This is a genomic window from Alphaproteobacteria bacterium SS10, assembly GCA_019192455.1.
Taxonomy (GTDB): Bacteria; Pseudomonadota; Alphaproteobacteria; order TMED2; family TMED2; genus TMED2.
The window spans coordinates 688,625-712,749 of record JAHCML010000003.1 but is presented as its reverse complement, the minus strand read 5'-3'; the positions used below and the strand labels follow the sequence as shown (position 1 = coordinate 712,749).

Annotated in this window: 22 protein-coding genes; 10 read left to right on the top strand and 12 right to left on the bottom strand. The window is 57.1% G+C overall.

Going from position 1 to position 24,125, the window contains the following annotated elements; all coding sequences use genetic code 11:
* Positions 1 to 242 precede the first annotated feature (242 nt).
* The gene (locus KI792_03710) at positions 243 to 818 is read right to left on the bottom strand and encodes a hypothetical protein (GenBank protein MBV6632123.1); all 576 of its coding nucleotides are present in this window, start codon (positions 816 to 818) and stop codon (positions 243 to 245) included.
* 27 nt (positions 819 to 845) lie between these two features.
* Between KI792_03710 and KI792_03705 the strand changes: the two genes are divergently transcribed.
* The 4 genes from KI792_03705 to KI792_03690 all read left to right on the top strand — a co-directional run bounded on the left by KI792_03705 (position 846) and on the right by KI792_03690 (position 5,961).
* Positions 846 to 1,259 carry a hypothetical protein gene (locus tag KI792_03705; protein MBV6632122.1) on the top strand — a complete coding sequence of 138 codons (414 nt, stop codon included), beginning with the start codon at positions 846 to 848 and terminating at the stop codon, positions 1,257 to 1,259.
* Between the two features lie 121 nt (positions 1,260 to 1,380).
* Positions 1,381 to 2,505, top strand: a complete 1,125-nt coding sequence (locus KI792_03700) for a hypothetical protein (protein MBV6632121.1) — start codon at positions 1,381 to 1,383, stop codon at positions 2,503 to 2,505.
* A gap of 204 nt (positions 2,506 to 2,709) precedes the next feature.
* Positions 2,710 to 3,411 carry a hypothetical protein gene (locus KI792_03695; GenBank protein ID MBV6632120.1) on the top strand — a complete coding sequence of 234 codons (702 nt, stop codon included), beginning with the start codon at positions 2,710 to 2,712 and terminating at the stop codon, positions 3,409 to 3,411.
* Between the two features lie 153 nt (positions 3,412 to 3,564).
* Positions 3,565 to 5,961 (top strand): type IV secretory system conjugative DNA transfer family protein, encoded by a 2,397-nt coding sequence (locus KI792_03690; protein MBV6632119.1) that lies wholly within the window; start codon positions 3,565 to 3,567, stop codon positions 5,959 to 5,961.
* Between the two features lie 269 nt (positions 5,962 to 6,230).
* Here KI792_03690 and KI792_03685 read toward each other — a convergent pair whose 3' ends face one another.
* From KI792_03685 to KI792_03675, 3 genes are all read right to left on the bottom strand, one after another.
* Complete coding sequence (locus tag KI792_03685) at positions 6,231 to 6,632, bottom strand: hypothetical protein (protein MBV6632118.1); 402 nt, start codon at positions 6,630 to 6,632, stop codon at positions 6,231 to 6,233.
* 263 nt (positions 6,633 to 6,895) lie between these two features.
* Positions 6,896 to 9,790: a DotA/TraY family protein gene (locus KI792_03680; GenBank protein ID MBV6632117.1), complete on the bottom strand. Its 2,895-nt coding sequence runs from the start codon at positions 9,788 to 9,790 to the stop codon at positions 6,896 to 6,898.
* A 176-nt stretch (positions 9,791 to 9,966) separates the two neighbouring features.
* Positions 9,967 to 10,434: a hypothetical protein gene (locus KI792_03675; GenBank protein MBV6632116.1), complete on the bottom strand. Its 468-nt coding sequence runs from the start codon at positions 10,432 to 10,434 to the stop codon at positions 9,967 to 9,969.
* 497 nt (positions 10,435 to 10,931) lie between these two features.
* Between KI792_03675 and KI792_03670 the strand changes: the two genes are divergently transcribed.
* The 6 genes from KI792_03670 to KI792_03645 all read left to right on the top strand — a co-directional run bounded on the left by KI792_03670 (position 10,932) and on the right by KI792_03645 (position 16,060).
* Positions 10,932 to 11,399: a hypothetical protein gene (locus tag KI792_03670; protein ID MBV6632115.1), complete on the top strand. Its 468-nt coding sequence runs from the start codon at positions 10,932 to 10,934 to the stop codon at positions 11,397 to 11,399.
* Positions 11,400 to 11,403: 4 nt separating this feature from the next.
* On the top strand, positions 11,404 to 11,985 hold the full coding sequence (locus KI792_03665; GenBank protein ID MBV6632114.1) for a hypothetical protein: 582 nt from the start codon (positions 11,404 to 11,406) through the stop codon (positions 11,983 to 11,985).
* A gap of 128 nt (positions 11,986 to 12,113) precedes the next feature.
* Positions 12,114 to 12,656: a hypothetical protein gene (locus KI792_03660; protein MBV6632113.1), complete on the top strand. Its 543-nt coding sequence runs from the start codon at positions 12,114 to 12,116 to the stop codon at positions 12,654 to 12,656.
* A 166-nt stretch (positions 12,657 to 12,822) separates the two neighbouring features.
* Entirely contained in the window at positions 12,823 to 13,977 is a 1,155-nt protein-coding gene (locus KI792_03655; protein ID MBV6632112.1) for a hypothetical protein, read from the top strand.
* Between the two features lie 116 nt (positions 13,978 to 14,093).
* Complete coding sequence (locus tag KI792_03650; protein MBV6632111.1) at positions 14,094 to 15,260, top strand: hypothetical protein; 1,167 nt, start codon at positions 14,094 to 14,096, stop codon at positions 15,258 to 15,260.
* Between the two features lie 188 nt (positions 15,261 to 15,448).
* A complete protein-coding gene (locus KI792_03645) occupies positions 15,449 to 16,060 on the top strand; it encodes a hypothetical protein (GenBank protein ID MBV6632110.1) in 612 nt (203 codons plus the stop codon).
* A gap of 21 nt (positions 16,061 to 16,081) precedes the next feature.
* Here KI792_03645 and KI792_03640 read toward each other — a convergent pair whose 3' ends face one another.
* The 8 genes from KI792_03640 to livM form a co-directional block, all read right to left on the bottom strand.
* Positions 16,082 to 17,623, bottom strand: coding sequence for a pilus assembly protein (locus KI792_03640; protein ID MBV6632109.1), 1,542 nt, complete (start codon positions 17,621 to 17,623; stop codon positions 16,082 to 16,084).
* 90 nt (positions 17,624 to 17,713) lie between these two features.
* Positions 17,714 to 18,202, bottom strand: a complete 489-nt coding sequence (locus KI792_03635; GenBank protein ID MBV6632108.1) for a pilus assembly protein — start codon at positions 18,200 to 18,202, stop codon at positions 17,714 to 17,716.
* An 88-nt stretch (positions 18,203 to 18,290) separates the two neighbouring features.
* On the bottom strand, positions 18,291 to 18,842 hold the full coding sequence (locus tag KI792_03630) for a pilus assembly protein (protein ID MBV6632107.1): 552 nt from the start codon (positions 18,840 to 18,842) through the stop codon (positions 18,291 to 18,293).
* A gap of 313 nt (positions 18,843 to 19,155) precedes the next feature.
* On the bottom strand, positions 19,156 to 20,262 hold the full coding sequence (locus KI792_03625) for a branched-chain amino acid ABC transporter substrate-binding protein (protein MBV6632106.1): 1,107 nt from the start codon (positions 20,260 to 20,262) through the stop codon (positions 19,156 to 19,158).
* A 277-nt stretch (positions 20,263 to 20,539) separates the two neighbouring features.
* Entirely contained in the window at positions 20,540 to 20,881 is a 342-nt protein-coding gene (locus tag KI792_03620) for a hypothetical protein (protein ID MBV6632105.1), read from the bottom strand.
* Between the two features lie 12 nt (positions 20,882 to 20,893).
* The gene (locus KI792_03615; protein MBV6632104.1) at positions 20,894 to 21,604 is read right to left on the bottom strand and encodes an ABC transporter ATP-binding protein; all 711 of its coding nucleotides are present in this window, start codon (positions 21,602 to 21,604) and stop codon (positions 20,894 to 20,896) included.
* Positions 21,605 to 21,611: 7 nt separating this feature from the next.
* On the bottom strand, positions 21,612 to 22,502 hold the full coding sequence (locus KI792_03610) for an ATP-binding cassette domain-containing protein (protein MBV6632103.1): 891 nt from the start codon (positions 22,500 to 22,502) through the stop codon (positions 21,612 to 21,614).
* Positions 22,499 to 24,121 carry a high-affinity branched-chain amino acid ABC transporter permease LivM gene (gene livM, locus KI792_03605; GenBank protein ID MBV6632102.1) on the bottom strand — a complete coding sequence of 541 codons (1,623 nt, stop codon included), beginning with the start codon at positions 24,119 to 24,121 and terminating at the stop codon, positions 22,499 to 22,501. The genes KI792_03610 and livM overlap by 4 nt, the downstream gene beginning before the upstream one ends.
* Positions 24,122 to 24,125: the final 4 nt, after the last annotated feature.

Here is a 24,125-nt window from a genome sequence, read left to right as displayed (position 1 = left end):
CATCACGTTGCGGCCAACATCCGCAACATACACCTGCAAACTACCTAGAACCCTATCATTGGGCGTCGAGGGGGCCTCGGCAGGCCCTTCCTTGTCAAGCCAGAGCCAAGCAAGCCTGTGATATTCGGGCATAATTCCGGAAAGAATGAATGAATGGCGACGCATAAAGCGAGAGTTTAGGGCTTCACATACAGGCAGGTACGCCCAAAAACAGGCATCTGACGACGGATTCTTAAGGCTGATTACTCAGCTCTTTGGCGTTCCGTCCTAGCCGGACGGCGCTTGCCACGCTGCTGCCCGCCGGCGCCCCCCTGGCCACCCTTGGGTTCTGCCCGCACCATCTTAAGCGGCAAACGCTTCACCGCCAGGCGCGCAACCCGTTCAACCTTGCCATCATCACTGACCACAATGCGACGGAGATCAAGAAACTCACGTTTGTTGAGACGGAACTGCTTGATCGACTGCACTTTGGCCGGAATGATGATCCGCACAGGCAATTGTTCGGGCGGTGGCCGGTCTTGGTCGCTCAACCCCTCTGATGACAGGGTCAATGTTGCTGGAGTGACATTGGGGCAGAGTTCGATATGGGTCCACTCCACCTCGTTAAAGGCAACCAGCTCTGGTTGCTGTAAACCGAGGAATGGGGACGCATCGATGTCACCAATGGCAAATCGGCGGGCCACAACCATGGAGACTTTGAGCGCGAGCGTATCCCCGGCCCGGCCAATTTTGACCAGACCGTTACCAGAATGGTTCGCCAGCCAACGCAAGAACATTGACTCTTCAACCACCGACTGATTGGTCGCTCCGCGGGACATCCGCTCTTTTACCTTAATACGCTTATCATGCAGGACTTCGGCCCAAATACAGATCAGGCGGACAAGCTCTCCCGCGTTTTTGCCAATGTCTTATCATCCTTGGCAACGCCTATCTTGCTCGCAGGGGAGAACTTAACCCCAGATGAGGCGGCTGCCTTAGATGGATTGTTACCAGCCTTCATGCTTGATGCCTGCTCCGTCTGGGAGACGATATCAGGAAATCCAGTAGAAGCGCCGATCGGCTACGATCCGGACGCCTTGATGGGGGTCCGCGTTGCCGATATGCCCGACTTACCAGCCACCGTCATCCTCGCATGCATGACCGAGTCTGCCTTTTCGGTCCTCAGAAACGATGCGATTGTAACCGATGCGCTGCTTTCACGCTGGTCGCGGCAGATTACCCAGATTCGCTCCGCTGGCACGGCCGGTGCCGGGGGCTAACAAGGTGACCTAACCACCTGCAAAGCGTAGGCAGCAAAGACCGAAAAAGCTATAGTGTTCAGAAATTTGTCGGTTCCCGGTCAAAATTGGGGAACCTTGGTGATGTTAGAGGCGGGCGGCCATGGCACAGGGCGGCGGTAACAACAATCAATCAGATCCGCTGATGGGCATTGTCATGCTGATGGGCTTTGGCCTCGGCATGCTCTACCTGCTGTATCTCTACAACAAGGACATTATTCACTCGGCTGTCCTACATCTCCGCAGCATTGAAATGTGGTTGATCAGCACGTTTTTTTGGCTCGTCGGCTTTGTCTGGCCGGGGCTTCAGGACGAAGCGGCGAGCATGGAGGCCTATCGGCGGGCCATGATGGCAGTACCACCAGGACAGTACCAATGGTCTGATATTGCCAACATCTCCGGCTATGTCGGCCCCTATATCGCCTGGCCTTCCATCTTCATCATCATGTTTTTCACATGGTTTCTGATGTTCAAGCACCCGAACTCGGTGCTGCGGAAGTTCTACGATCTGGGCCGGTTAATTAAGTACCAAAGCCAGAAATGGTTCGCGATTAGCCCGATCGTGAAAAACAACCCGCTCGACGACAAGGAAGGCGCCTGGCTTGAGGCGCTAGACCCGAAGGAATGGGCTGATCGCCACGGCGTCCAGATCGAAGATGGCGCACCGGATCGTGAGGCGGCACGGGCTGCGTTATCCAGGCAGCTGCGACGCCCATGGACAGCAGTTTCTGAGCTCCCACCCTATCTCCAGGCCTTGGTTGCGGCCCTTGTCTTACGCGGCAACAAGAAGGGCGATGATTGCGAAGAGATCCTGCGCCGCCTTTCCCGGGGCGCAGCCAATTTCGGCTCTGCTGAGAAGGCGCTGTCCAAGGATGCCAAGCTGACCAAGATGGTGAACAAGGTCCTTCGCGATATGAAGATGATGGCCGAACCAACCAAAGTTGCGCGTCAGCATGCTTGGGTTGAGACCTCCATGGCGGCCATTCTCGACTGGTCACGGATCAATGGCGGTGTGATGGCATCATCTGACTTCCTGTGGTTGAAGCTTGAAGATCGGGCCATGTGGTACGTTTTGAACGCCGTTGGCCGCCCAACCGCGCTGATTGAGTCCGCCGGCGCGATTGCCCATTGGCGTGCGGAGATCGTCACCCGACGCCCCATGCCGGAACCCGATGTGGATGAGGCAGTCTTCGGTCTCGAAGAGTTTATCGCCACAAATCACGCTTAACGCCCGGAATTTAGGGGATTTTGTCGCCACTGTAGCGCCGATTTCATAGGCGCCCGCCTCATGATGAGGTATAGTTTGATGGTGAAATACGGGGGCGGGTAAAACAACGGGCCGCGCGGATAATCTAACCAAGGCCAGAACGATCCAACCGGATCGGGCTTAGGCCGCCCTCCATAATGCTTTTGAGAATAGGATCGATAACCCGTGTCGAAGACCGAAAGAGCTGAAATCTACGCTCGTGGCGAGCGTGTCTCTGTCTATTTCCCTGACGCCCGGCAGCCTGCTTTACGCAGCTTCTCCGGTGAGAGTGATGTGGAAATGACCCTCAGCAAGCTTGATGATGGCTGGGGCATCTTCATGGCGACCGATGGCGGCAAGGCTGAAGATCCTGTCGCGATCTATGATGATGAAGCGGCGGCGAATGACGCCATGACCCGCACCGCTATGATCCTCGCTGGCCATAAGCCCAAGGACTCTTGGTGGTATGCCCGGTGGAGCGCAGTTCTCCTGCTGCTCGGCGTTATCGCAGCGATGGAAATCTACTTCGCGACCGTCAGCCCAGAGGATCTGATGGCTGATGGTGCTGCCGTCAGCTCAAGCGGTAGCAGTTTTGCCGCCGTTCCCGGTGGTGTTGGTGGCGTTGGCGCCTCCTCACTCCCAGGCACCAGCTTTGGCGGGACCGCGGGTCCTGCCCCTAGTAACCAAGCAGCGGCCGCGCCGTTTACCGGTGGCTATGGCTCACTGCCATCCGGCCCAGCGCCAGGTGCCTCACTTGGCGGCGGGGATGCCCAAGTTCAGCGTCCGCAACAACCGGGTGGTCTCAGCGCATTTGGCCTAGACGATCGCAGCCCACCAGGTGGCGCTAATCAAGAGAACCCGTTGTTCAATCTGGATAACGGTAATTAACTGCCTTTTGGCCCGGTCAGCGGTTGGGCAAACGGCGGATTCATGGCATGATACCCAATCAGTGGGATGGGCTTGATGGGCGATATGTCGACCTGCCAACCACATCCAACTGATCTGGGGATTTGCCGGGGTTAACAAGGGACAGAACTGGGTATGGCTAAGGCTAATAATCCGTATGTCGATACAAAGCGGTTTCAGTACTCACCGCTTGCCTTCCTTCGTGATACCCGAACCCTTGGCCAACAGTTCTTCGAAGGGGCCAAAGACCCAAGCCTAGCCGCGATCGGCATGACCAGCCTGATCGCCGTCTGTGTGATCTTCCCGGCCCTGTCTGACATCGCGATGATGATCGGCGCTGGCTATTTCTACTACCTGATCAAACTGCCAGCGAAGCTGCCCTATAAGCTGCCTGCGCAAACAATGCTGCCCGATCCCAATGATCGGCATCCCGGTACGGGTAAGGCCCAGACCGCCGATGGCATTCTGTTCTATGGCAATGATTTGGATAATGGCGGGGATGAGCTGTGGTTTTCCAACAGTGACGCCCGTACCCACTTCCTAATCCTTGGCACCACCGGTTCCGGTAAGACCGAGACGCTGGTCTCCATGTCCTCCAACGCACTCAGCTGGGGCTCCGGCTTCCTGTACTGCGATGGTAAGGGTGATACCAGCCTGTGGGGTAAGGTTTACTCCCTCGCCCGCCGCTTTGGCCGCGATGATGACGTTCTAATTCTGAACTTCATGACCGGTAACAGCGATGGCGGCGGTGAGAGTAATACGTTCAACCCGTTCTCTCGCGGCTCTGCAGGGTCACTTACCGAGATGCTGGTCTCCTTGATGGATGACCCCGGTAAAGAAGGTGACATGTGGAAAGGCCGTGCGATCTCGCTCCTCACCGCAATCATGATGGCGGTTTGTGAGCTACGTGACCGTGGCAAGCTGCTTTTGAACATTGAAGCGCTGGGCGACTTCCTCAACCTGCCTAAAATTGTCGACCTCTACCTCGACAAGCACGGCACCTATGAGCTGCCCGCCAAGACCCGCTCACAGCTTAAGAACTATCTGGATAGCTTGCCTGGCTTCGATTGGAACGAGGCCCGCGCCGGGCGCCCACAGGCCGCCACCGCCAACGATCAGCATGGTTACCTGCAGATGCAGTTCACCAGGATCCTGACCTCGCTATCCGGTACCTATGGCCACATCTTCGACCACGAATTGGGCGATATCGATGTGTACGATGTGGTTGTGAACCGCCGGATCCTGCTGGTCCTGCTGCCCGCCTTGGAGAAGTCCGAGGATGAATTGGCAAACATCGGTAAGATCGTTGTTGCCTCCCTAAAGGGCATGATGTCCGCCACCCTGGGGGCCAAGCTTGAGGGTGACTGGTCAAACGTCATCTCAACCAAGCCAACCAACGCCTCCTCACCCTTCCTATCGATCCTGGATGAGGTTGGTTACTACACCGTGCCGGGCATGGCCGTGATGGCAGCGCAGGCGCGCTCACTCGGTTTCTCGATGGTCTTCGCCGCTCAGGACGTTAGCGCGATGAAGAAGCGCTCTGAAAAAGAGGCTGAGTCCATCATCGCTAACTGCAACATCAAGACCTTCATGAAGCTAGAGGATCCGGAGCACACCAACAAGCTGTTCGATGCCACCGCTGGCACGTTCTACGCCGCTGAGGTGTCTGGCTTCACCATGGATCCGAACGCCACCTTCAACAACTATAACGACATCCGTAACGCCTCGGTTCGTGAGCGTCGTCGCTCAGAGTTCATCGATCTGCGCCTGCAAGAGAGTGGTGAATCCCACACCTTCTTCGGCGGTAAGATGACCCGGGTGAAGATGTATTACGCCAATCCGAAGAGCGCGAACCGCCTACGGTTCAACCGCTTTATCGCGGTTCGCTTCCCAGACCCAGCCATGACTGGCGCCGGTAATGTGGAACCCGTGCTTGAGCGCCTGCGCGATGAGCAATGGACGGCCATGAATGCCGCCCAGGAAGCGCCGAAGCTCGAGGAAGAGCTGGCCATGGCGGTTCAGGCGATGGAAGCGTCAAAGAACCGTGGTGTTAGCCTGTTTGATGCCTCAACAACCGCCATTGGTGCGACCGCCTTCTCCATGGAAGTGCCGGACCAAGAGATTGCGCCAATCGAAGATGGCAGCAAGAAGGATGCGGGCGAGCGTTCGGACCAACCAGTTGCCTTCATGCCTGCACCGAAGCAGGCCAGCGCACCGGTGGCACAGATGCCGGTTATGCCGAGCACTGGCACCGCTGGCGCCGACGATTTCGAAGATCTCTGCGCCAAGATTTGGGGCAGCGAGGCAGCAGGTGTCATCGACGGTATTCGGGCGGTTCAGGAAGCCTGGCTCGACGACGATATCGCAACCCAGGAAGCCCTGGACGCCATCGAGGATGCCGCGACCGCAGCTCTCGATTATCCAAGCGACGATATGCCAGTGCTGCCGAAGCGTGATGACGTGCCCGAGACGATTGAGGCCCTCATCAAAGCCCTGCGTGAAGAGCAGTCAGCAGAACTGGCAACAGCATAAGCTAGCGGCCGCTTAGCCCCTTCCTCGACACCCATCATTCATGACGTGGGGCCCATTATTGGCGCCAATCAATGGCCGTCGCTACTTAACCCGTTGCCCAGGCCTCTGGGCAAGCATATCCCTTTACAGGCAGACATGGTCCATGTGCCTGCCGACGCTTTAATGCTTAGAGATAGAAGAGTGCTGTTCACCTAGAGCCAGATGGCTACGACAAGCAGCCCGATGATTGGTAAAGCGACAGCCCTGCCAACCAGGCGCCCATCCAAGGCTTATTTCGGCTTTGGCTTACGTGAGGGGCGGGACTTCACCTTATGGGCATCCTTGCGCCCTGCAGAGCGGTTCTGAATGTGGTCCGTCTTCCAATCACTAAAGACCCGGTTGCTCTGATTGACCAAGCCCACCTTACCAGCAGGCCGTGACCGTGCTGGACGGTCTGGGCCTTTACCAATCTCAGAATAGCCCTTGCCGCTACTGCCACTGCTCTCGCTCTTCATCCAGCGCAGGCGCTTGGACTTTGGGGCCACCAGGCGGAAGGCGTCCCATTGGTCATCGGGCTCTGTGGCAACGGGTTTATCGTCTGGCGTGGTTTTCTGACGTCGACCGATAAGGGCCCAGTACAAGAGCCCTCCAGCTGCTAACAGCGCTGCTAAAATCAGTATCGTCTCGTTCATCACACCTAACCGTTCAACGGCATCATTATTTGGACAGGGCAGGGCCAGATTCTGAACCTGTGCCCATCACTCAAATCTAACCTCAAGATTGGGCCATGCCACGGCCAAAGCCAGCGATTTTGTGTAGCCCTTTAGTGGACAGGGGTTAGCAGGATGCGCCGAAAAGAAAAAGCGGCGGGAAACCCCGCCGCTTCTCAATCTCTGTTTTGGCGATCCGGGGGCTGGGGCTAACCAGCTCTCCCGATGATCCCCTGCCTTGGCTGTTACGGCCTTGGCAGGTTCTCATTGGCCCGGCTTGCCCGTGAGGACATCCGCTGACCGGAGCCGCCTCGGCCACCATCGGCGCCGGCTTGTTCACCGGACCCAGCACCGTTGTTGCCTTGCTCTTCACCGACACCGGCTGCGGCACTGACACCAGCGGTCAGGGAGGCCGCGTTGACCAGAGCGAAGGCACCGGAGCGGAACTCATCCTCGCGGCCATCACTGCTGCCACCGGAGCCGATCCAACGAAGCACCCGATCAGGCACCTGGTTGATCATCCCGAAGGCCTTGTAGCAGGTCGTGACCATCACGAAGGCAAGGAGACCGATCGACATCAGCACTGACATCAGATCCAGGGCCGAACCAGCACCGCGGTTCAACTCACTGACCGCCATCAGGCTAACCCCGAGGAATGGTGCGAAGATATAGATCAACACCATGCCACTGATCAGACCAATCAGCATCAACGCAGGCCGTAGGAGCAACGCCAGAGCCAGCATGTAACCTTGGTTACCAGCTGGGCCCATGATGCCCTCACCGTCCATCCGCATGTGAGCCAGAGCCCACAATGGTGCGGCGATCACAGCCTCCATCACCAGGATGAACCAACCGACCAGGCCACCAACCCATAGCAGCCAAGGCAGATATGGGAACAGGTAACCAAGCAGGAAGCCCGGCAGAAGCATGATCCGACCGATCCACGCCATGATACCGGCGAGGCGATCACTCATACCGCTCAGTAGCTCAGAACCGACACCGGCAACGATGCCAGAACCCTGCTGCATGGAGGTTAGAGCCATCACAGTCGCGGCGTCTGCCGGCGTGAACTGACGGTCATCAACCGCGAACAGGATACCAAGGCCGGTCGCCCAGAGCGCACGGCCCAGGGTGATCACAGCAGCGATTGGGTTACTGTTACCGGTATCCATCCGCAGATTGGTCAGGCTAACAAAACCCTCACCAGCAGCGGCAGTCGCAGAACCGACAGCGGCACCAGCGGAGCCGTCAGCGGTTAGGGCAACCAAGCCACCCATGAACAGGCCTTCAACACCCTCACCGAGGACATCGGAGAAGCCCATGTCACCAGCCAGGACACCAGCACCAATGTCAGTGGCGTAGACCGCGGCGATTGCCATGATCTGATTGCTCACCACCTGGATTGCCCGCTCTTCAGCGCTGCCACCCATGATTTGGTTGCTGCCGATGGAACCAACACTCCGGTACATCGACCGCAGGCGAGCCTGAAGTTGTGGATCCGGGTCTGGCGTACTCGCCATCGCCCGCATGTGGCTTGCCACTGAGTCATCATGGAAGTTCCGCATGATGTCGATGCCACGATTCACAATCGCCTCAACGTTGTCGTCGGAGCAATTGATCTTGTCGCAAAGCGTATCATGCTCAGGTTGAGCCGTCGTTACCGGCGTTGCACTCACCATGCGATGAACCATGGCGTTCATCTTCATGATCTGCAGGAACCATTCACCCGCAACTGCCCAACCACCATCCTTAGCGGCGCGGATATATTGCTGCGCCAATGGCTCACTGGTGAAGAAGGTGCGCAGCTCATTATTGACCTGACTGGTCACAGCTGTGCGGTAGTCAATTGCCGCTTGGGCAATCTCTGCACCATGCACCTCTGGTGGTCGCTCAAGCGTCCGCAGATACGCAGCATCAGGGTTGTCTAAATGCTGGATCAGTTCGGTTTGAACCAACTGCCATGCGTTTCTATCCAACCGCTTAGCCAGGGTTTCCATCTGCTCGGTATGAACCAGAGCAACACGGTAGGCCAGGCCAGACAGCGCTGCTGCAGCTGACGCTTCTGCGGTCACTTCTTCTTCATCGCGGAAGAAATTGGTGACCGACGTCCAGATGCTGCCAGTGCTGGCATCAACTTCTGGAACCCGAACATCAACCCGACCACAGCTGTCTGGACGCTTAGAGGCACCGAAGAAGGATTTCACCTCTTCCCACCAGCCAACATCGACAACCGTCCAACCCATGTAGGTTGCACTTGGATCGAACCAGCCATCACCATCACCACGCCAGTCAGCGCGACGGTAGAACAGCGAACCATTGGCAAACTGAACGCCACCAAAGTCACGGCCACCACCAGGGAAGCCAGCATAGATGTTGCCCGCACCGGTCCAGTTCCAGCCAGCCCAGCTTGGGTGCACTGACCAACCACCGGCACTAGCGGCGTCGTCTTCAATCGCAGAACGGGGATTATCACCTTTGTGATACAGCCATAGGCCGTTCATCAGGTGCAGACAGACGTTATTCGCAAAGATCTGCTTGGTGATTCGCTCGTGCGGTGGGTGCACTTGAGAGCCAATCATGCCATCGGCAGTCATCATCTGCTCAACCGTGACCTCCCAGATCCGGTTGGCCAAGCCAACACCAGACAGGGCAATCGCGACCACGAGCGCCTGCGCCAGGCAATAGCCTGATGCTGTCGGCACGATGAGTGACGCAGAAATGGCGACACGCACTGGACCCCACAGGGTCGACCAGCGCTTACCAAGCACTTCACCGTCATTCGCTGTCTGCACGATACCGGCCAACAGCTTATAGGTGAGGATCAAGGAACCAACCGCCAGGGCTGCAGAGTTCAGAACCTGCAAGGCAGCCGCGAGAGTGGTGGACGGGCTCGTGATCTCAACCGGCGTTCCGGTTGGCGCCTCATCGGTCGCCAATTGGACCAAATCAGGGAACGCCGCGGCAATCCAGCCTGCCGACACGTCATGGGCCGTCACACAGAACAGCCCGCCTTGGCAGATTGCCTCAACGGAACCAGCCTCTGGTGGCGTCGCACCACTGGCCCAAGCAACTCCTGGCACAACCACGGCGACCAAAGCCACCGCAACCATCCAGACAAACATCCAAAGGTTAGAATTCATAACCCCCACTCCCAAACTGGCTAACCAGATCTGCTGAGGTAATCCCCCACCTCATAAGAACAGAACGGCCACTGCCAAAAAAACTCAGTTCAAAAAGTCTAAAGCCAGCATGCTGGCCATATCACCATCATTAAACTCAGTGACGCCGCCCAATCATTGAGCGGCGCTAAAAACTATTACCTTCTCATTCCCATCGGCCCAGACATCTTGGCCTTCAGGGCATTGTCGCGAGCAGTTCTGCCCATATCGATCACCTCATCGTTGTTCACGGTGAGGGTGCCGTCAGCCTTGCGCCCCATATGAGAGTGCGCACCGTCTGACTTCATTTCTTTCTCGTAGAATTCCTGAGCGTGCATCACCTTGGCGCCGATAGCGGCTGCACCTGGCAGCATCGTGGTGAGAATCATACCGGCAACGTGGCCAGCTTCTGAATCTTGCTCTGGCCCGTGGTGAGGACCTTGGTTAGCAGCGGGCGCTTGGCCTGGCGCTTCGTTCTGGCCATCGATGCCAGCGAGGCGAAGCTGTGGTTTACCACCAGCAAAGATAGCACCTAGGTCAGTCGGCTTACCGAAAGCATCATCGACCCCCGATTGCATGGCGGCCACATCACCCGGACGTGGCGTCCTATCTGTTGATTGTGCCATCCCCCCAGATAGCGGTGCAGCAGTTGCGCTCACAATAGATCCCCTAAGCTCGCACTAAGTCAGAAACAAAACCCTTCTGACATAAATTCGTAACATAATTTCACGGCCGAGCCATTTCCCGACATGAATATGTTAACCCCTTTAACACCCCAATTGACAACTTAAAAACGCATTGACGGTTTCAAGTTATCTAAAATTTGTGCTAAAGATAAATCATACACGATCTAATGGCAAGCCCACATGAGGCCTATTAGAGAAGTGTGGGGGTAAAAACTGGGGGTATTTGATACGACGATCCAACCTGCGATTGACGCCGATTAGGCCGTGATTTGTGCACATACTCACGAGGGTGTGAGCGCGTGATGGCCGCAAAATACATTAACCTTGGTTAATATAGGTGGGCGCATAATCGTTGAGGTGTTAGGGTCTTCGGATCAGTACTGACGCACAGCGCGGGCGCAGATATCTGGGCACGGGTTGCGAATTGAGGGGGCACCATGCCGAAATTGGACGCGGAAGCGATCCAGGCATATTGGGAAGATAAGGGTGAGAATATGACGCTCACCCTCGCCCATATTGAAGAGTCAGAGCCCTGGCCGCCGAAGAGCGACGGCCAAATCAATGATGCTGTCGAAAAACTCGGTGAAACACTGGAATCCATCCCAGAGGGTGACTTAGCCCAGCTGGCGGCGACACAGTCGCTGGTGGATGCCGCACGCGTTTCTTTTGCTTACATGCGCGCGTCTACTCGATTACGCTTATTATCTTGGTTGGCAGAAGAGCGGGCCGATGGCGCCGCGCTTGCCGCCAATCTGCTATCGCCCAATGGGGGCGACGATGCGGCCGTTGAGGCCGGTAGGGTTGTTCGTGATTCACTGCGCCACCTGGCGCGGCTTGATTTGATGTATAAGGTTTTTGCACCTGAGCGGTTAGCGCTGATCCAGGATGCGATTAAGAGGGGGTAAGATCATGTTACGCGGCCTGTTCATTGCGATGGTAATGGCCCTGGGACTGACGGTAATGGCGCCTTCCGATGCGAAGGCGGATTTTAGCGCCAGCCTCGAGGGTTCGTTCGTTATGGGCTTTGGTGATAACTACGCCAATGACCCCTGCCCGCCCGACCGTCGGCGCTCACTCGATGAGCGGATTGCCAACGCGGTGGCAAAATATATTGAGATGATTCCGCTCTCCTTCATTGAGCCGGGTCACGTGAAGCAGGTGGTGGATTGCTTGGCTGACCTGATGAATATCGGGATCACGGTGAGTGCGATCTTCAATCTGAATTGGCAGGCACTGCTGTCGAACATCCTATCCGACCTGATTAACCGGGCCTGCCAGGCAGCGACCCGCGCGGTGGATGAGGTTGTGAGCCAGATTCAGGCGAATATTCAGTTCCCAGATATTACAGTAGATATCCTCGGCGAGAATGTGACGCTGTTTGGCGGCTCACTATCCGGCGGCTTAACCCGCGGGGCACCGATGGGTCAGATCGATATCCAACTGAATTCACCAATTGGTCGGGACCGGGTGATCCTGAACCCGCTGCAATAAGTGATTTAGCAAGCCGCCGGCAGCTTCGTCGGCGGCTTGTCACAGTAATACTGAGCCCTCCATGGGCATGGTTTTGGGTTTAACCCGATAAAGCGCCCGATTTGCGGGCATAAGTTGAGGGGATTAACATGGCCGATATGATGCGATCGAGCTGGCGGCTGATGATTGGGGGGCTGTTTGCAGTCTTCCTACTCGCCATGACGCCAACGCAGCAGGCCGAGGCTGCGGATTTTGACCCCTGTATTCCGGATATCTGTGACTATGTGGAACGGTTGGTTGAGCACACGAAGGATGAGTTTGTTCAATCCGCGATTGATGCCCTGCCGAACCCAGGTCACGTGAAGCAAATCGTTGATTGCCTGGATCAGCTTATGAGCCTGGCGATGAATATTGGACTGATTCTGACCTGGCCTGACTTCAGCGCCCTACTGACCCGGATCATTGACCGGCTGTGCCAACAGATCACGTCGAAATGGGACGCGATCATCAGCCAGCTGAGCGCGCAATTCCAGCTACCAGAAATTCCGATCACCATCTTTGGTAACACCTATACCGATTGGATTGGTGGCAGCTTTGAGATCGGTGTGACCCGCGGCAATGGTGTGCCGGGTGGTAACATCAATCTGGACTTGGTTTCGCCTATTGGGCCGGAGTCGATAATCCTTCGATAGCGGTTTGAAGCGATAGGCAATGGATGCCGAACCAGCTTGTTCGGTTTGGCTTTGACTTAGTTGGTCCGTTTAGGGGCTCGCCCCTACCGCTCGAACGATAGAGCGCGGATCAAAGGATGTAATCGATCAATGCGGCATTGGGCCGTGTGACGAGGGGGTAGATGTGATGATGGGTAAGAAGTTTAAGTCAGCACTGTTGGCTACTTCGCTGTTTGCCGGGGTGGCAATCAGCTACATGCCCGCCGATGCCGAGGCTTGCGGTTGCTTGCCACCGGCTTATGCGAGCACGGTTGCCACATCCACCGGCGCAATTAGTGCCGGCTTTGGCATGCTAACCCTGATGATCAGCCAGTCATTTGGTGCGATCAATGCCAGCCTGTCTGCACAACAATCAACCATGGCTGAAGTGACCAGCTATCAGAATAGTGAGTATACCCAACTCGCCCGGATGGAAGCACGCCACCAGGTGGTGACTGACTTCACTTCCGGTGTTGATGCTTGTGTCTCCGGTTACGATGCCTCGACCCGCACAGGTCCAAAATCTTTGGGTTCCTTGCAGGTTCGTCGTCAGCTCAGTGAAGCCAACGACATGCATCTGCGTAACCTGACCACCACCACTTCAGGCACGGCCGCGGCAAATGCCACGGCGACGCTTGAGGAGATGGAGAGCCGGTATTGCGGCCTCCGTTCTGAGATGCTGGGCCGCTGTACCTTTGCTGAATCAGAGGTGTCTGACCGCCCAGAGCTGCGGGACGCACATATCAAGCCGCTGCTGATGCAGTATGATACGCTGGATGACCAGCTTGCCCGGGCGGCGAATGATTTCGCCCAGATCGTTGCCGGCCCTACCCCACCACCACCGGTTGGGCAGGATTATGCAACCCCGTTGGGTCAAGTGAAGCTGCGTGACCGGGTAACCCGTGACGCACGGGTCGACACCATGATGGAGACCTTTGAGTACCTCACCGGCCTTAAGAAAGAGGTGGGCGAAGAGGATGCCGTCTGGGCCGACAACCTGCGTGAGCACGTCACCGGCTCAAGCGACCCAAATATCAACGGCGGTAACCCGCACGCTGATAGCCAAAGCCTGTACGAGGTGATGGCGCTGCAGAATGAGTTCCGCTTCAAGTCACCCGACTGGGTTAACGGCATCATGGCCGGCACCCCATCGGAACTGCCAATTCTCAAAGAACTCGCCGTGATGGAAGCCACCAACCTCTATACCGAGTGGAAGCGGTTTGAGCTGGATCAGCGGATTGCCAGCAACCTGGCCGTAATCCTGGCGACCAAGGCTGAAGAATCCTACGTCCGGACAGAGTAAGGGCTAAGCCACGGTAAGACGGACGAGTATAGGGACAGAACAGGGCGCTTAAGCCCAAGTTTGTGGGGTAACGGATCATGCAGATACAAACCAGACGATCCAGAGTTTGGCAGTCAATGCTGGTCATTGTTGTGTGCATCGGCATTGCTGCCGGCGCCACCCTCGCTATGCGGGAAGCACGAAGCGCCAAATGCCCATGTTTTGCCAGTGCTGCTATGGTCCGTCTGACCGGCACCACGATCACCGTTTACACCCAGGCCTGGATTGCCTGGACCTACATTCTCCTGGCGTTCAACTTCTCTGCCCTAAACGCGCAGATTAGCGGTAACACCCAGGCCGATACTGAGATGGGCAGCCACCACCTCAGCGCCTATGCCAATAACCGGCGTCAGGCCCTCGCCTATCGTCAGAATATCCGCCAGCAAGAAAACCCTGACCACAGCTTCCAAGCCACCGTGGCCTCGGTGTCTGGTGTGATTGATGCCGATCAGATGACCCACCAGGCGGCAATTCTGGAAGAGAATGTCGAATGGCTTCGTGGTCTAACGCGTGACACGTCCAACAGTACTCGCTCCGCCAATGCGCAATGGCAGAACCAGCGCACGGAGGATGAGTATTGCGGCGACCGCCTCGCTGAAATCACTGGCTGTACCGTGGCAGAGGAAGGCCTCAAGGATGCAGATTCCCGCGCCGAAACCCTTGTGGGTTACTCGGTTGTCACCGAACGCTTCCGCGATGCCTCCATCGACTTCTGTCGCTCTGTTGTTGGCAGCGCACCACCACAGGTGCTGAGCACGGTTATGACGCCAGAGCGTTATCAGCGGGCCCATCACCGTGAAACCTATACCGCGCGGATGGCCCTCGTGTTCCAGACCTGCCAATACATGGCCGGCATCCGGGCAGAGACCGATAGCGCTGAAACCAATGCCTGGGCGGAGCGGATGCGCGCCCTTACCAGCGGCCTCGCCGATGGTGTGCCGGATTACTTGAGCGAGCGCTCACCTGGCGCGGAAGGCAGCAGCTTCTTTGAAATGCTTCGTTTTGCGGCCAGCTACCGGGCGACGAACCCGCGCTGGTTCACCCTGACCCAAGCGCTTGGTGATTCCGCCTCTGTCTGGCAACAGATTGCCGCGATCCGCGCAACGACCATGTTCCTGCGTTGGCAGCGTTTCGAGGTTCAACAGATGCAAGCTGGCCTGATCGCCGGCATCCAAGCGGCAGAAACCAATACCTTCTTCGTTGATAAGACCAACGATAGCGCCATCGCGCCGGTGGACTTCTAATCCATCAACCCATCGGCTGATGATGAGATATGGGCCGTTCGCCAATGTTTAGGCGACGGCCCTTTTTCGTCCATTGCAACACGCAGGAACAGGCACGAGGCCATTTGATTGGCTTTTCAGTTCCCGGCCATCACCCGGCAGTGATACGTTCTTAAACGAGTTTCTTTGTCGCCTGATACCAAACACCCATGACAGACCAGAGCAATAAAACTGAGAGCGAAGAGCCAAAGGCCGGACGCTGGAAGAAGCGGAAGAAGGATAAAGGCGGTCTTGGCGGCTGGGTCCAACGTACCTTCCTGCCGGTAAAGGAGATCAGCGACACCGCGGGCATGACGAAGAACATGTTCGAGGCCCTGGTCGAGGGTAATCAGAAGGCCCGAACCGAAACCTTTGAAGAGGCAATCAACCGCCAAAACTTGGGGCCCGACGATTTGTATAGCGCCTATCAGCGGCAACGTGGTGGCGCCATTCTGTTTCTGGTTATCGCTGCCCTGGCTGCTCTCTACCTGATTTACCTACTGATAACCGCAGCAAGCACCGTCGATGTTGCCATTGCTGTGCTTGGCCTTGGGCCACTCTCTGTCCTTTTGACGGCCTCGTTCCGCTCTAGCTTCAGGGCGTGGCAAATCCGGAACCGACGCCTTGGTGGCCTCAAGGAGTTCCAGAATTCACGGGATCAATGGTGGCCGGTTGAGATCCCGAAGGATCACTTCGCCTCAGGCGCCAAAACCGGGCGCAAAGTTGCCACCCGCAGCAAGAAACCAGCGGGTAAGCCAGCGAAAAAAGGCGCCAGCACCTAACCGGCCCGCGCCCTTGATTGCTTAACTGGTAATCCGCAGTTGGGTTAGACGCTGCCCCACCGCCTCAAACACTTGCTCAAGCTGATCACCATTCGGCGCGTGGAAGTAGTAATCCGTCTGGGTTGCGCAGTTCTCATAGATCTCACGGGTTGAGGTTCCCACCCCACCACCAAAGGTGATGGTGAAAATGGTGATGCCGGTCTGTTTGATATTGGCACAAACATCCTCCAACCGATCATCGAGGCGGCTTTCAGCGGTGCTCTTAGACGTGGTGCCGAGGTTCCCCTCCTCTACCCGGTCATAACTGCCGTAATCACTAGTGTAGAAGGTGTTGGAGACGTTGTCCGTCGTGCTGCCATCCTCATCTAGATCTTGGTGATCCTTAATGTTGGGCCATTTGTAGGGAAGGTTGTCGCCATCGGTCATCATCACGATGGCCTTCTGCCAAAGCGGCTCATCATAGGGCAGAACGTTGTCATCAAACGGTGCCTCGGGCGATAGCACCCGCCAGCCCCAGACCATGCCCATATTCCCCATGGTGCCACCACGGGACCAGGCGTCGAGATCATCAATTGCGGCATCGACATCGGAGCGGCTGTCGGTCAGGGGCAGGATCGGCGTTGGACAGCCAATATTGGGGCCACGCATGTTGTTGCCCTGGCTATTGTTGGTGTTCACACCGGCCGTCGCCCAATCATTGTCGAAAGAGCTAGGCCAGTAATAGGCCTGCCAATCGCCACCATCATCGGCGCTGCTATCCAGCACATCATTGCCATCACCACGGGCCATAACGCAGCCCTTCCACATCAGCGGATCATCGGGGTCATAGGTAATCTCGGTGATGTTGTGCTCAGGATCATCGGGGTCGAGGCCGATATCCTCCGGATTAACGCTTTCCATCCAATCCATATCGACGACATTCTCAGCCTCATCACCGAGGTTCACCGCGGCCGAGTAAGGCACCACAGCAACGCGAAGGAACTCAGGGTTCGGGTCATCATCGAAAACGATATCGACCAATGCCCGAGAGGCCGCGCGCAGATCGGCAATCTTACTGCCGGCCATGGACCCGGTAACATCCAGCACCATGGCAATCTCAAGCCCGGAAATCTCGCGCAGCACCTCAGTCCGGGCGGCGATATCGAAGAAATCCTGACCAACCACAGCCATAAAGGTGGTGTTGAGCCTGACCGAGGCGGAGGCGGTGACCGTCTCACCACTGACGTCCAAATCCATATCAATGGTGTCGCCCAGCCCACCAACAGCGAAATTGGCCTGAACGAAGGACGCCATGCGGGCCTCAAGCTCCGTCTGGGTCCCCGTTGAGGACCCCACCGCCAGGGCAGCAGCGTCGAGGGCATAGGCGAGCTGGTTACGCACCATCAAGGCGCGGCCAAAATCAACCGCAAGACCACCAAAGGCCAGCAACGGCACCAGGGTGACCGCAAACATGACGCCCACACCACCGCGCTCTGGCCGACGTAGCGGGCCCGTCAGGCCGACAGCCTGGCGTTGTCTGGATTGGCGACGCTTAACGTTTCGGATTTGTGGCTTGATGCACATAACCGGCACTCCATCAAAGTCTCACGCCCGCACCCGCTCAATGTTCCATACGGTTCAAGGCCCCGGCCTGCACCCGGCGCCCCGTCGCCTTTAGCTACTGTTCTCTGAATTGAAATCGACAAAGGCGTTCTGGCGGCCTCGCAACACCGCCATCCGCTCAAACTCTAAGGGCCCAGTGAAGACCGTCACAAAGATGGGGTCGTAGGTGGCCCGCATGGTGACCAGCACTACCCCCTCACCCGCAGCACCCAAACCGGTCGCGAGCTGCGCCATCCCAGGCACCGGGGTCATATTATCGGTCTCACGCCAGACAACTTCTGGATCGCCATCATCGGGATCAAAGATGATGCCGCCAACATCATAGCCTAGGCTGTCGGCGTTAAACGGCTCGATGATCATCTCAGCGGCATCAATCAGGTCGAGAAACGCATCCTGTTCAATCACCGTTTCACGCGCGAGGATATCGGCCACGGATTGGGTCGCGGTGTTTAACTTCCGCGCCATCCAGAGTGCCCGCCCGGCATCCACAGAGCCCAAGAACAGGGCCACCATGATCGGGAACACCCCGGCAAACTCCACGGCCGAGGATCCAGAGTGATCACGCCTAAAACGGTCTAGGGCCGACTTCAGGCCAGACCACCAACCGGTTCGCGATGCGGGCGGGGGTCTAGAACGGCTCATTACGCACCACCGCGGTTGCCTGAATGGCGATTTGATTGCTGCTATCCGCGCCTACCAACATGCCAATCATTGGCGTCAGGAAGGTGTAGTCATAGGCCGCACGCGCAATGACGAAGGAGCTGGTGGCACCAAGGTCCACATCACCATCGCCGGTATTTTCTTCATCCGCCCAGAACGGCTCAATCGCGCTGACCTCGGCAACCGTGTCGCCGGCCACCATCTCAAAGCGGATATCATCACAAGGCACGGTGATCGTGTGATCGCATAGCGCGTTGCGGAAGGCTTGGGCCGGATCGGCGGCATCTTGCAGCTGACCCGTTCGCACCATGCGGGTTGCCTGGTCCATCGCCCCCTCAATCGCATTGGCGGTGAAGAACATGAGGGTGATTTCAATCGTGCCCAGGGTGACCATCAGAAACGGGATTACGACCACGGCGAATTCGATGGTGGTGGACCCGTCCTCTGCCCGCCCGAACCGACGGATGCGGCGGAACGGATCACCCGGCTGGCGATCATTGCCCGTGGCAAGTGATGGCAACGAGCGCGGCGCATCTACGCCCGCCGAGCCCTCTACCAAAGGCATCAGGGGCTGTGGGGGACGCAACCAACGGAAATCAAATACTGGACGCATAGAAATCGGGCACCGCTCAAGGCCAAATAGACCTCAAAACTACGCCCGAACAAAGTAATCGTCAAAATATATCAATTCTATATTTTTACGTTATTTCGAATATTTTTGAATATATTTGGATAAAAATTGAAACGAATTATTCGGCATCAGTAAGGATTAAGCAAAAGAAAAGGCCCGGGACAATGCCCGGGCCTGATCTCAAAACGCTCAATGAAGGCGATTAGTTAGCAACCTCAGCATAGGTGCCGTCTTTCCACTCATAGAAGACGTATGCTGGCTGCTCGATGTCGCCTTTATCGTCGAAGGTCAGCTCACCGATAACGGTTTCGAACTCACCATCGCGCAGGGCGCCGATGACAGCAGCGGTGTCGGTTGAACCGGCAGCCTCTGCAGCGTCAGCGAAAGCTTGGATCGCAGCATAGGTGTAAAGGGTGTAACCCTCTGGCTCAGCGCCAGCGGCACGCATCTCTTTAACGACCTTAGCGGCTTCATCGAAGTTACGTGGGTCTGGACCGAAGGTCATAAGGGTACCTTCACCAGCGTCACCGGTAATGGACCAGTACTCATCGGTCACCAGCGCATCGCCAGAGATCAGCTGCGTGTCCATGCCTTGGCCGCGCATCTGACGAACCATCAGGCCAGCTTCGGTGTGGTAACCACCGACATAGAGAACATCGATATCAGCAGCGTTAAGCTTGGTCACCAGGGCAGAGTAGTCACTCTCACCCGGGGTGTAGCTCTCGAACATTGCTTCGGTCATGCCAAGGGCGTTCAGTGCCTTCTTGGTTTCCTCAGCCAGGCCCTGACCGTAAGCGGTGCGGTCGTGGACGATCGCAACGTTCTTACCGGCATAGGTGGCGTTGATGAAGGAACCAGCGATGGCGCCTTGTTGGTCATCGCGACCGCAAACGCGGAACACGTTGTCGCCGCCCTCATCGGTCAGCTTCGGGTTGGTGGAAGCTGGTGAGATCTGCAGAATGTCTTCCTCGGTGTAGACCTTGGAAGCTGGGATCGAAGAGCCAGAGCAGAAGTGACCAGCAACGAAGACAACGCCGTCATTCACGAACTGGTTCGCGACGGACACAGCCTGACGTGGGTCACAGGCATCATCGCCAACTTTCAACACCACCTGTTGGCCGAGGATACCGCCAGCAGCGTTGATGTCAGCGACGGCTTTCTCAGCGCCTTGGCGCATTTGCTCGCCGAATGAAGCGTATTGGCCGGTCATTGGACCAGCGGTGGCAATGACGATTTCAGCCTTTGCAACGGCGGCGCTAAAACCAATGGCGAGCGCGGATGCCGCAACGGCAAAACGGGTTAAAGTCATGCTTGGTAGACTCCTTTGGAGTTGTTCGGGGAGCCGGGATCGATGCGAGATTGCATGGCCCGCCTCCTTCTCTCACGGCCGCAAACACTGGTTAAATCGGGTGAAACCCGGTTTGGAGAGAGGTATCCAGCGATCACGGTTGTTCGGTCTCACAACCCCTGTCGTTCGGACATTGCAGGCTTGCGAAAACCGCTTGGCACGCGACATTACCATGACCGTGGCCAGCCGCAAGATGTGTTTAAACAAACCGACCGAATGGCGCACTTTACAAGGCAGTTTAGGCCTTTGAACGCCAGCCAAACGGGCCCGCAGGCTCATAAAGCCATGGGTATTGGGACACCATCTTGCGGGCCTGGGTAAAGCGGAATGCCGCGAGGCTGATCCCGGTCAAGACAAGCCAGGAGATGACGAACCCGCTGATCGAATTCAGATCACCACCAGCCAGGGCGAAGCCGAGGAACCGGTCACCGCAAGCCAACAACGCGCCATAGGGCACAAGCTTCCAAGCGCGGTTCCAACCATTGGCGAGCGCCTGCCCGGTCATGAAGGCACAAAAGCCAAACAGGAACAGCGTGACGATAACGAAACCGAGCAGCGGTATGCCGAGAAGTTCTGTCATATCCCCTACTCCTTAATGCCCACCTTCGAGATAGGCCGCGCGCACTTCCTCATTAGCGAGGAGCTCGGCACCGCTGCCACTCATGGTGATATCGCCCGTTACCATCACATAGCCACGATGGGCCAGCTTAAGCGCGTGATAGGCGTTTTGTTCGACCAGGAAGACGGTCATGCCGTCCTGCTCGTTGATCTCTTTCAGCACCTCAAAAATCTGCTTCACGATCATTGGGGCCAGGCCGAGTGATGGCTCATCCAACAGTAGCAAACGCGGGCGGCTCATCAGGGCGCGGCCAATGGCCAGCATCTGCTGCTCACCACCAGACAGGGTGCCGCCGCGCTGGTTCTTCCGCTCTTTCAGGCGTGGGAACAGCTCAAACACGCGGCTTAGGTCGCGGTCAAAATGGCTCCCATCGGTGACGAGGGTGCCCATCTGCAAGTTTTCCATCACCGTCATGCGCGGGAACACCCGGCGCCCCTCAGGTGATTGGGCGATGCCGAGGCGCACAATTTCATGGGTTGGCATGGAGGCGATGTCGCGCCCTTCAAAGATGATCTCCCCTTCACGGGCCCGTGGGCTACCGCAGAGGGTCATCAGAAGGGTTGATTTACCGGCACCATTGGCACCGATCAGGGTTGCGATCTCGCCCTTATTCACCTCAAGCGAGACGCCCTTTAGGGCTTCAATCGCGCCGTAGAAGGTGTGGACATTGCGAACTTCAAGCATGGGGGCCTCAGACATTTGGCTGCTCCCCATTGCTATCGCTGCCCTTGCTTACATCGGCCGCGATTTCCGGCGGCAACTCCTCATCCTCTTCCTCACCCAGATAGGCGCGGATAACGGCTGGGTCGTTGCGCACCGCCTCAGGCAGGCCATCAGAGATTTTGCGGCCGTAATCCAGCACGATGATGTGGTCAGAGATCTTCATCACCACGCTCATATCGTGTTCGATCAAGAGGACGCCGATCTTGTGCTCATCACGGATGAAGGTCAGCAGCTCGTTCAAATCCGCACTCTCGCGCGGGTTGAGGCCAGCCGCCGGTTCATCAAGGCAAAGCAGGCATGGATCAGTGCACATGGCCCGGGCAATCTCAAGGCGGCGCTGATCACCATAGGGAAGGTTCCCCGCCTCCCAATCCGCGCGGTCGGTGAGGCCGGTTTTATCTAGCCAGTATTTGGCCTGCTCAATCGCCTGCTTCTCCGCTGCCTTATAGCCTGGCAGGCCAAACAGGCCAGCAAAGCTGAAGCCAGAGGCCCTCATCAGCTTGTTGTGCTGGGCCACCAATAGGTTCTCAAGCACGCTCATCCGGTCAAATAGGCGGATATTCTGGAAGGTACGGGCAACCCGTGCCTTGGCCGCGATGTCGTGGCCTTCCATCCGCTCCAGAAGGTATTCCGGGCTATCGGGCGCGGTTAGCTGCAGCATGCCTGTGCTGGGCTTGTAGAAACCGGTTAGGCAGTTGAACAGCGTCGTCTTGCCCGCACCGTTTGGTCCGATCACGGCGGTGATCTCCCGGTCATGGGCGTCGAAGGACACATCATCAACCGCGATCAAACCACCAAAGCGCATGGTTAGGTGTTGAACGCTCAAAAGGCGGGGATGCTGGCTCGAATACTGGGTCATGCCGCACCTGCCGGGGCTGGCGCGCCCGTTGCCGGTGGTGGGCTGTCCGTGCTTGGGCTGGCACCTGGCGGTGGCTTACGGCCATGCAGGCGAACAGTCGGCTCGCGATTTGAGAGCAGGCCGCGCGGCTTCCAGACCATGATGACAACCATCGCGGCACCGAACATCAGCATCCGATATTCATCCAGCTCCCGGAAATACTCGGGCAGGAAGATGACGAAGAAGGTCGCCACAACAACACCGGTCTGGGAGCCCATGCCGCCCAGGACAACGATGGCGAGGACAATCGCACTCTCGATAAAGGTGAAGCTTTCAGGACTGATGAAGGCCTGGTTGGTGGCAAAGAACGCCCCGGCCAAACCACCAAAACCAGCGGAGATAGTGAAGGCCGCCAGCTTAATGTTCCGGCGGTTAATGCCCAGCGCCTGGCAGGCGATGTCATCCTCACGCAGCGCTTCCCAGGATCGGCCAATTGGCAGCTTACGGATGCGCAGCGAGACAAAGTTCACCAGCAAAGCGAGCAAGAGGATCAGGTAGTAGAGGAAGATCACCCGGTGCAAAGTGCTGAACTCTAACCCAAACATCTCATGGAAGGCGGGCAAGCCATCCTCCTTAGGACGGCGGGTGAACTCAGCAAGACCAAAGAAGCTGGGGCGCGGAATGCTCAGCAAGCCATCGGGGCCGCCGGTGAATTCCTTCCAGTTGATCAAAATGATCCGGATGATCTCACCAAAGCCAAGGGTCACGATGGCAAAGTAATCCCCCCGCAATCGCAAGACCGGGAAGCCCATGATCAAGCCACCCAGGGCAGCGAGCACGCCAGCCAATGGCAGGCAAACCCAGAAGCTCAAATCAAAATAGAGAGCCAATAGGGCGTATGAGTAAGCCCCCACGGCGTAGAAGGCGACATAGCCAAGGTCGAGCAACCCGGCGAGGCCAACCACAATGTTCAGCCCCCAACCCAGCATGATGTAGGTCAGGATCAGGATACCGATATTGAGCGCCCAACGATTATCGCCAAAGAAGAATGGGAAGACAAAAGCGGCCAGAATGCCGATGGCCCCAACAACCTTCAGCCCGCGACCGGCAAACATGCCCTGCAAGTTGTGACCACCAACGCCAGGGGCGGAAAAGCCAAGCTGTTGTTTCGGATCCACCGGTTTAGCGGCGCGTCGCTTTTTATAGAGATCGATGACCGCGCCAACGGCCAGGGCACCACCGCCCATAATCAGGATGGCCTGCACCACCCCACTGCCCAAAACAGCCGGCAAGCGGCTGGCGATAAAGCCAAGGGAAGGGTCGGTTACCCGCTCAGCTTGCAGCTCAGCGAAATTGGTGCGCAAAACAACGCCGATGATCACGGCGGTAACACCGGCAATCAGCCCAGGCATGGACCGCCCCGCCCGAACCAGGCCGAAACCAAAGCGGGCAAAGCCGACCAGTAGGACAGCAACCAGCACCTCAGCCCAGCGGTATTCAATCACCAGCTTGCTTTGCACACTGGCGGTTTCCATACCAATCAGGGTGACAGTTAGAGCCAGGGCGACGAGGCCGGCAATGGCGCTCTCTTTAATCAGTTCGCCGATATCAAACTCGGCTTCTGCTTTCGCATCCGCCATGTGA